The 7,488-nt window shown below is 68.0% G+C and carries 9 protein-coding genes; 5 read left to right on the top strand and 4 right to left on the bottom strand.

The window, feature by feature from the left end:
* Window positions 1-282, bottom strand: a 282-nt coding sequence (locus HY703_13590) for a hypothetical protein (protein ID MBI4546226.1), incomplete at its 3' end; no start/stop codon positions are given.
* 152 nt (window positions 283-434) lie between these two features.
* Window positions 435-1,505, bottom strand: coding sequence for a M42 family metallopeptidase (locus HY703_13595; GenBank protein MBI4546227.1), 1,071 nt, complete (start codon window positions 1,503-1,505; stop codon window positions 435-437).
* A 193-nt stretch (window positions 1,506-1,698) separates the two neighbouring features.
* On the opposite strand from HY703_13595, the gene HY703_13600 reads away from it, so the two are divergent.
* The 3 genes from HY703_13600 (at window position 1,699) to HY703_13610 (ending at window position 4,335) form a co-directional block, all read left to right on the top strand.
* Entirely contained in the window at window positions 1,699-2,934 is a 1,236-nt protein-coding gene (locus HY703_13600) for a 4-hydroxy-3-methylbut-2-enyl diphosphate reductase (GenBank protein MBI4546228.1), read from the top strand.
* A gap of 182 nt (window positions 2,935-3,116) precedes the next feature.
* On the top strand, window positions 3,117-3,269 hold the full coding sequence (locus tag HY703_13605) for a L,D-transpeptidase (GenBank protein ID MBI4546229.1): 153 nt from the start codon (window positions 3,117-3,119) through the stop codon (window positions 3,267-3,269).
* A gap of 157 nt (window positions 3,270-3,426) precedes the next feature.
* On the top strand, window positions 3,427-4,335 hold the full coding sequence (locus HY703_13610) for a hypothetical protein (protein ID MBI4546230.1): 909 nt from the start codon (window positions 3,427-3,429) through the stop codon (window positions 4,333-4,335).
* Between the two features lie 43 nt (window positions 4,336-4,378).
* On the opposite strand, the gene HY703_13615 is transcribed toward HY703_13610, so the two are convergent.
* Window positions 4,379-4,999: a CBS domain-containing protein gene (locus tag HY703_13615; protein MBI4546231.1), complete on the bottom strand. Its 621-nt coding sequence runs from the start codon at window positions 4,997-4,999 to the stop codon at window positions 4,379-4,381.
* A 534-nt stretch (window positions 5,000-5,533) separates the two neighbouring features.
* On the opposite strand from HY703_13615, the gene HY703_13620 reads away from it, so the two are divergent.
* Both HY703_13620 and HY703_13625 read left to right on the top strand, forming a co-directional pair.
* The gene (locus HY703_13620) at window positions 5,534-6,475 is read left to right on the top strand and encodes a helix-turn-helix transcriptional regulator (protein MBI4546232.1); all 942 of its coding nucleotides are present in this window, start codon (window positions 5,534-5,536) and stop codon (window positions 6,473-6,475) included.
* 108 nt (window positions 6,476-6,583) lie between these two features.
* A complete protein-coding gene (locus HY703_13625; GenBank protein MBI4546233.1) occupies window positions 6,584-7,189 on the top strand; it encodes a thymidine kinase in 606 nt (201 codons plus the stop codon).
* A 132-nt stretch (window positions 7,190-7,321) separates the two neighbouring features.
* On the opposite strand, the gene HY703_13630 is transcribed toward HY703_13625, so the two are convergent.
* Window positions 7,322-7,488 (bottom strand): hypothetical protein (locus HY703_13630; GenBank protein MBI4546234.1); only part of this gene is annotated, 167 nt, incomplete at its 5' end.

The following is a 7,488-nucleotide window of genomic DNA, read 5'->3' on the forward strand; positions in this document are numbered from 1 at the left end:
GAGCTTGGTAACGTCCGCCACGTTCTGGTTGCGGCGCTCGGCCACTGCCGTGCCGCACACGCCCTGACCGACGGGGATCCTGGCGTGTTCGGTCGATTGGCCAACATAGTTGTGCAGCCAGAGCACGTTCTCCTCGGGATCCAGCAGGTAGACGCCGACCCAGTGGAAGCGCTCGTCAGACGCGTGGATGGTCTTCACCGCCTGGCGCAAGATAGCGTCCGAGAGGTACCCCTCTTCCCGCATCTCCTGCAGCCGTTTTACCAGTTGGGATGCTTCGAGCATGGAACGTCCTCACCTCGCATCAAGGGGTTGGGGGCCCACCAGGAAGGCGCACGCCGACGGCCCACGCCAGTCCGGGATGGGCCGCGGACCAGGCCACCCGTGAAGGCCACTGGTACAGCATGTCCCGCGCCGTATCGGCGCCGGCCCGGGCATCATCGGGGAACGAAGTCTGTGTCCAGGCCCAGCTCGCGCACGAATGAAGCGATCAGGCGCGCGCCGTTCTCGAGATCCTGCAAACTGATGATCTCGTTGGGGGAGTGCATGTAGCGGTTGGGAATGGAAACGAGGCCTGTGGGCACACCTGCGCGCGACAGGTAGATCGCGTCCGCATCCGTGGAGGTGAAGCGCGGCGACGCCGTGATGGTATAGGGAATCGCCTCGCGCTCCGCGACGCTCACCAGGCGCTCGAAGACCAGGGGGTGCACGGCCGAGCCGCGGGTGAGCACGGGCCCGCCGCCCAGCTTATGGTCGCCCAGCTCCTTCTTGTCCATGCACGGGTAGTCGGTGGCGAAGGTCACGTCCACGACCAGGGCCACGTGGGGCTCCACCTGGAACGCACTCGTGCTCGCGCCGCCGCCGTGATAGCTGATCTCTTCCTGAGCCGTGGCCACGGCCGTCACCTGCGCGGTGGGCCGATCCTGCGAGAGGAGGCGCAGTGCCTCGAGGACCACGAAAGCGCCGATACGGTTGTCCACGGCGCGGCTCGCGATCAGGCCATCGCTCAGGTCCACGGCTTCGGCATCGATCACCGCCGGGTCGCCGACCCGTACGCCCTTGCGCAGCACGGCGTCCCGCCCCTTGATGCCGACGTCGACCCAGAGGTCCGAGAGCTTGGAGGCCTTCTCTTTTTCCTCATTTTTCTGGGCGTGGACCGGCTTCTTGCCGATCACGCCCCGAACGCCGCCATCCTTGCAGAGCAGCAGCACCCGCTGGCCAACCAGCACCTGAGCATCCCAGCCGCCGATCCCATCGACGTAGAGGAACCCGTCATCGTCGATGTGGGTGACCATCAGGCCGATCTCGTCGATGTGGCCGGCCAGCATGACCCGCAACGCACCATTGTTTCCCAGCGTAGCCATCGAGTTGCCGCTGACATCGGCCTCTACGCGGTCGGCGAAGGTGGCCGCTTCCTCCCGCCACACGCGGGCGACGGCGGCCTCGAAGCCGCTGGGCCCCGGGGTGTTCAACAATCGTTTCAGGAACTCCACCGAGTGCTCGTCCACTTGTTCGCCTTTCACCTGCGAGTGCCACGGGAAAAATCAAAAGATAGATGCTAGCAGCGGCGACGGCCAGACGGTGCGCCCGCGCGCTGTCGCGCGGTTAGCGTTGTAACTTACTGTGCCTTGCCGCCTTTCGCCAAATGGGGTAGCATTGCTTGAAGGGGGACCGACGGGCTCGTCCAGGGCGGGCGACCGGATGGAAGCGGGCGAGGTCATGGAGCAGACGTATTTCCGCCGCGGGTTCGGCCTCAAGCGCGAAGTCGAGCCCTTGCTCGCGGCCGAGTACCACAGCGCGCTGGTGGACGAGATCCGCGCGGGCGGCTATTCAGCCGCTTACGGCGATGTGACGATCCGCCTGGCCGAGGAGTTCGGGTTCTGCTACGGCGTGGACCGGGCCGTCGAGTACGCCTACCAGACGACCTACAAGTTTCCGGATCGCCGCGTGTTCCTGGTGGGCGAGATCATCCACAATCCGCACGTAAACCGGCGCCTGCGGGACATGGGCATCTCGTTCCTGTACCCGGGCGGGGACGGGCGCTTCGATTTTTCCGGGATCACTGCCGAAGACGTCGTGATCATCCCGGCGTTCGGCGTCACGACCGGGGATGGCCGCCGGCTGGGCGAGATCGGCTGCATCCTGGTGGACACGACGTGCGGCTCCGTGTTGAACGTGTGGAAGCGGGTGGACGCCTATGCGCGCGACGGGTTCACGGCGCTCATCCACGGGAAGCACTTTCACGAGGAATCGAAGGCGACGGCCTCGCAGGTCACGAACCACCCGGGCGGGAAGTACCTCATTGTGCGGGACATGGCGGAGGCTCGCCTGGTGTGCGACTTCATCGAGCGGAAGGCGGGGGCGCTTCCGCGCCAGGAGCTGCAGCGGCGTTTCCTCCGGCAGAGCTCACCGGGGTTCGAGCCGGAACGCGACCTGGTCCGCATCGGCGTGGCGAACCAGACGACCATGCTGGCATCCGAGTCGCTGGCCATTGCCGAGGAGGTCGGGAAGAGCCTGGCCCGGCGCTACGGCGCAGAGAGCCTGGCCCAGCACTTCCGCTCCTTCGACACGATCTGCTCGGCCACGCAGGAGCGGCAGGATGCGGTGCTGAAGCTGCTGCGCGAGCCGCCGGACATCATGGTGGTGATCGGCGGCTACAACTCTTCGAACACCAATCACCTGGCGCACCTGTGCCGGGAGTATACGGCCACCTACCATATCAGCGATCCCTCGTGCATCGAAGTGGGGAGCGGCGTCATCCGGCACAAGGCGGAGCTCTCGCCGGACGCGCTGGAGACGACCACGCCCGACTGGCTGCCCGCGGGTCCGGTCACGGTCGGCCTGACGGCCGGCGCCTCGACGCCCAACAACAAGATCGGCGAAGCCATCGCGGCCATCCTGGCCACGCGGGACATCGCACTGCCGCAACTGGCGTAACGGGTTCTCGCAGCTTCCATAGCGAACCAGTTCGTGAAGGCCGTGCGCGTGCACGAGCACGTGCAGGTGCAGGTCGCAGGTGACTGCGAATCGAGATCATCCTGGATGGCAAGATCTTCATCCCGCCGGCCGGCACGGCGCAGCGTCGGGTGCCGGACGCCCTGGGCCCCTACAAGCTGGACATGGGCGGCGGCTACCTGATCCACGGCACGCACGAGTACAATGAGGACTCGATTGGCCGCCCCGTGAGCCACGGCTGCGTACGGATCAGCAATGCGGGACTGAGGCGGCTCTACGGTCTGGTGCGGGTGGGCACGCCGGTCTACCTCTACTGAAGCGGGTGGGCCTCCGTGCCGGTGTTCCGTGCCGGGTGTTCCGTGCCGGCCTTGCCCGGCGGGCAGCCGCAGGCGACTTTAGCCAGCGGCTGGCCCAGCGCTGACGCCGCGGGAAACCTGTTTCGCCATGCCTGCTGCCTCCGAGTTCTTGGAACAGATGGAAGCCGACTCCCCAGCACCGGCCACTCCTGCAGGGAGAGGCGCGATCTGGAGGCGCGAGCGGCGGGGCCGCGCCCTGGTGTACGGCCCATTCTACCGCTCCGGCTACCTGGGCGCTTTCCTGGTGGGGACGCTGGAAGACGGCAGTGACCTGGCTGTGGTGGCGGGGTCGCACGCGCGCCATTACCCGTATTTCCACCCGCTCTCCAAATGGGATGACCTGCTCGTCGCGGCCGGGAGCGAACGCCTGCTGATCGCAGGGCGGCGGGTCTCCTCGCTGAACATCGCGCTGGGACCGTCGGAGAATGCCACGGTCGCGTACCACGGCCGGGCGTTCCGCACGTCCGGGGCTGCCGTGGACCTGAACCTCCACCTCGAGCTGCGCGCCACGGTCCATCACCCCAGGGCGGAAGGACTGGGTGTCCGCTACGCACTCCTGGGGATGCAATGGCAGCCGGCCTTCGTCCGGGGATCGGGCTCGGTCACGTTGGAGGGCCGGCGGCTGCGGATCGAGTCAGCGACGGGGCTCATGGAGCGGGGCTCCTTGATCCACCTGCGCGGCAGGATGTTCCAGTTTGCCTTCCATTACCTGGCGGTAGCGCGCGCCGGCGGAGAAACCGTCTATCTCCGATTCAGCACGGCGGCGTTGCACCGCGGGCTGGCGGGGATCCCCATGCGACTGATGCTGGCCGGCAACGTCGCCCGTGAGGAATTGTCGATCGGGAAAGGGCGGCCGGCGCCCGGCGACCGGGAGCAGCTCGCGCCGCAGCCGGGCGAGGCCACGGAGCCGGTTCTGGTGCACCGGGTCGATGTCGGCCCCGCCTACCTGAGCCGGGAGCTGGTGCGGATCGGCAGCGGCGAGGGCCGGCGCTACGGGCTTCGCCAAAGCATAGACGCACGCGTCTAGCCCGGCACGGGCTCCGCGGTCTTTCGCAGCCTCTCGGCCCGAGCTAGAGGCTCGGCCAGCCCACCTGATAACCGAGCTTCTGCAGCGCCTCTACCAGACTCCCGGGTTCCTGCGTCTGCAGGTGAATGATCGCCACCGCCTCGCTCGTCGCTACCGGCGGGATCACCAGCCCTGTGATGTTGATGCGGTAGTCGATGCCAATCAAGCGGACGACGCGGGCCAACTCGCCGGGCCGATTCGGCATGCGCACCTCGATACGGCTGTAGGGTTCGCGGGCGCCGAACAAATCGACAAACGCGCGCAGCACATCGGTCTCGGTGATGATCCCTACGAGCACGCCATCCGCCAGCACGGGCAGGCATCCGATCCGGTGCTCGTAGAGCAGGCGGGCCGCCTCTTCCACCGGCGCACGGGGCGAGGTCTGCACGACATCGCGGATCATGATGTCCGCGACCGTGCGGCTGCCGAGCGCGCCCGGCTGCTCCGCAGCCGTGACACCGTTGCCCGGCAGGGGCGCCGCCGCCCGCAGGTCCCCCGCAGCAACCAGCCCCACCAGCCGACCCCCATCTACCACAGGCAGGTGTCGGATGCGGCGAGCGCGCATGATCCCCCAGGCGTCCGCCAGTGTCGCCGAGGGCGAAACCGTGATGACCTCGCGCGTCATACGGCCTTCGACAAGCATGGGAGCCCGCGCAGCTCGGGTGAGAAAATCGGGGCAAGAGCAGATACGCCGGCCAAGCTAGGCTGGGCGGCGAGCCCGGTCAAGCCGTCGCGCGGGCTTGGCGGGCTTGCGAGCTTTGCGGCCTTGCCCCGCACCGGCGGAGGGCGGCGCCTGCTTCCCTTCGTACCCTCGCCAACGCCGCAAGCCTGGTCCCTCTCGCTCCCCGTATGCTGGCAGACGCGGGTTGTCTACGGGAACGGGATGGAAGCGGGCTCCTCCTGGCGCTGGCCGACGCGGATTGTATCCGGGGGATACAGACCCGCCCGTGCGCTTATCCGCCGGTGCAGCGAGCAAAACGAGGCGCGAGCGGCGGCATGGCGCGGATTATGGGGTCCGGGAAAGTGGCGGGAACGGAGGTTGCTCCGCTGCGCAGTGCCGGAACTGACCCAGGTCACGAGCCAGCCCCTTACAAATTCGGTTTTTCAGAGCAGGCGTCTTTGCGGCGCAGCTCACGCATCCGGACCAGCGGAGGTGACCATGGCACTTGCGGTTTTTTGCCGGCCCGAGCCCTGTCTGGCGCTTTTCGCGCCGCCATACGAGGAGTTCCAGACCATCGATGCCTCGTGGGCAGCGCCGTCCTTGCCGCCCAGGGGGCTGGCGCTGATCTGGTGGCTAGTGGACGGCAGGCTTCAGGAGGAGGAGTTCCAGAGGCTGTATGACCGGCCGCCGGGTCTGGGGCTGGTGATCGTGCTGCCGCCGGCGCGCGAGCTGGCGCGAGCCCTGCCGCTCCTCAGCTATTTGACTGCGCTGGAGGCCAAGGCCGTGCTGCCGACGGGGCGCATCAACTCGCCGGCGCGCGTGCGGGAGGTGCTGTCGCTGGCTCCAACCCAGTTGGCGCCCGCCGTGACGCAGTACCTGGTGCGGCGGCATCTGCTTCGGAGTGACGAGATGCGGCGGCAGGTCGCGCGGATCCTCGAGCTGGCTCCGGAGGTCGGCAGTATCTCGAAGCTGGCGCGGCGGCTGCACACGTCGCGCCGGACGCTGGGCCGGCACTTCGCGGCTGCCGGGCTGCCCGTGCCCTCGCACTGGCTCCAGTTCGCGCGCCTGATGCACGTGGCCGTGCGGCTGCAGCGGGATCCCGCCGCCGTCTTCCGTGCGGCGGCACGCTGCGGCTACCCGGACGGCTTCACCATGAGCAATCAGATGAAACGACTCGTGGACTGCCGCCCCTCGGAGGTGCGGACGCATATCGGCTGGGAATGGATCGTGGAGTGCTGGATCCGTAAAGAGGCGCGCGCCGGCGGCATTGACGGGGTGCGGTATCGGGACGCGGTGGCGGTCTACCTGGCCGAGGCAGATCGAGCGGATGGCGGATCCGGCGCAGTGGCGCCGGGGCAGGCGACGCCGGAGCAGTCGGCTCCGAGCGCTGTGCTGAGAAACGAAAGCGAGACCGAGGCGCTGGCCTGCGCGCCGGTGTAACCGGTCGCGCCGAGAGGCAGGCGGGCGGGCGTGGAGACCCGGCGGCAGCGCTGGTCAGCGCCTCGCAGGCGCTCTGGACACCCCGGCAGGCGCCGCGTAAACTCGGGGATGAACCAGGGCAGAGGCGGCTGGATCGAAGTGATCAGCGGCGTGATGTTCAGCGGCAAATCGGAGGAGCTAATCCGCCGCATCCGTCGCGCCACGCTGGCCCGCAAGAAAGTACAGGTTTTCAAGTCCCATCTGGACGATCGCTACGGCGTGCAATCCGTCAGCTCCCACGACGGCGGCAAGCTGCATGCGGAGCTGATCGGCTCGTCCGCCGAGATCATGGAGCGCCTCCGCCCGGACGTCGAGGTGCTGGCCGTGGACGAGGTGCAGTTCCTGGACGACGGGATCGTGCAGGTTGCCAATGCGCTGGCGGACCGTGGCGTGCGCGTGATTCTCGCCGGAACGGACATGGACTTCCGGGGCGATCCCTTCGGCCCCATGGCGGCCCTGCTGGCGGTGGCGGAGCAGGTGGACAAGCTGCACGCCATTTGTGTGCGCTGCGGCGGGCCGGCGACCCGCAACCAGCGGCTGCTCGACGGCAGGCCCGCCCCGGCCGAGGGTCCCACCATCCAGGTGGGCGGCCTGGAGTCGTACGAGGCGCGCTGCAGAAACTGCCACGAGGTCCCGTCGGCCACTCGGGCGCAGATTCCCCTCATCGATTACTGACGAGGCTCCGCCTCGGCGTGACCGTAGTCGTGCACTATTCGTGCAGCGTGCACGTCTGAACACGGTCGTTGATGAAACCTGACTCAGCCGCTACAACTCTGCGGAACCAACAGGTCTGGTGCAGGAGCGGGGTCAGCAGGCGGCGTGGGCGGTGAACCAGCAGCGGGTGTACGGGGAGCTCTTGAAGAACGCCAGCAGCGCCGCGCCCACCTTCGCCTCGCCCGAACGGCTGGGGTGCGTACCGTCCGCCTCGAAGTCCAATCGCTGCCAGCTCAGCCCGTCCGCGCGGGGGCTAGCGC

Source organism: Gemmatimonadota bacterium (assembly GCA_016209965.1).
Taxonomy (GTDB): domain Bacteria; phylum Gemmatimonadota; class Gemmatimonadetes; order Longimicrobiales; family RSA9; genus JACQVE01.

What these genes read in the sequence shown, in the direction of transcription:
- HY703_13600 (MBI4546228.1), top strand. Translation starts at nt 1,699, where the DNA reads ATGGAAGCGGGCGAGGTCATGGAGCAGACGTATTTCCGCCGCGGGTTC.
- HY703_13605 (MBI4546229.1), top strand. Translation starts at nt 3,117, where the DNA reads ATGGGCGGCGGCTACCTGATCCACGGCACGCACGAGTACAATGAGGAC.
- HY703_13610 (MBI4546230.1), top strand. Translation starts at nt 3,427, where the DNA reads ATGGAAGCCGACTCCCCAGCACCGGCCACTCCTGCAGGGAGAGGCGCG.
- HY703_13615 (MBI4546231.1), bottom strand. Translation starts at nt 4,999, where the DNA reads ATGACGCGCGAGGTCATCACGGTTTCGCCCTCGGCGACACTGGCGGAC.
- HY703_13620 (MBI4546232.1), top strand. Translation starts at nt 5,534, where the DNA reads ATGGCACTTGCGGTTTTTTGCCGGCCCGAGCCCTGTCTGGCGCTTTTC.
- HY703_13625 (MBI4546233.1), top strand. Translation starts at nt 6,584, where the DNA reads ATGAACCAGGGCAGAGGCGGCTGGATCGAAGTGATCAGCGGCGTGATG.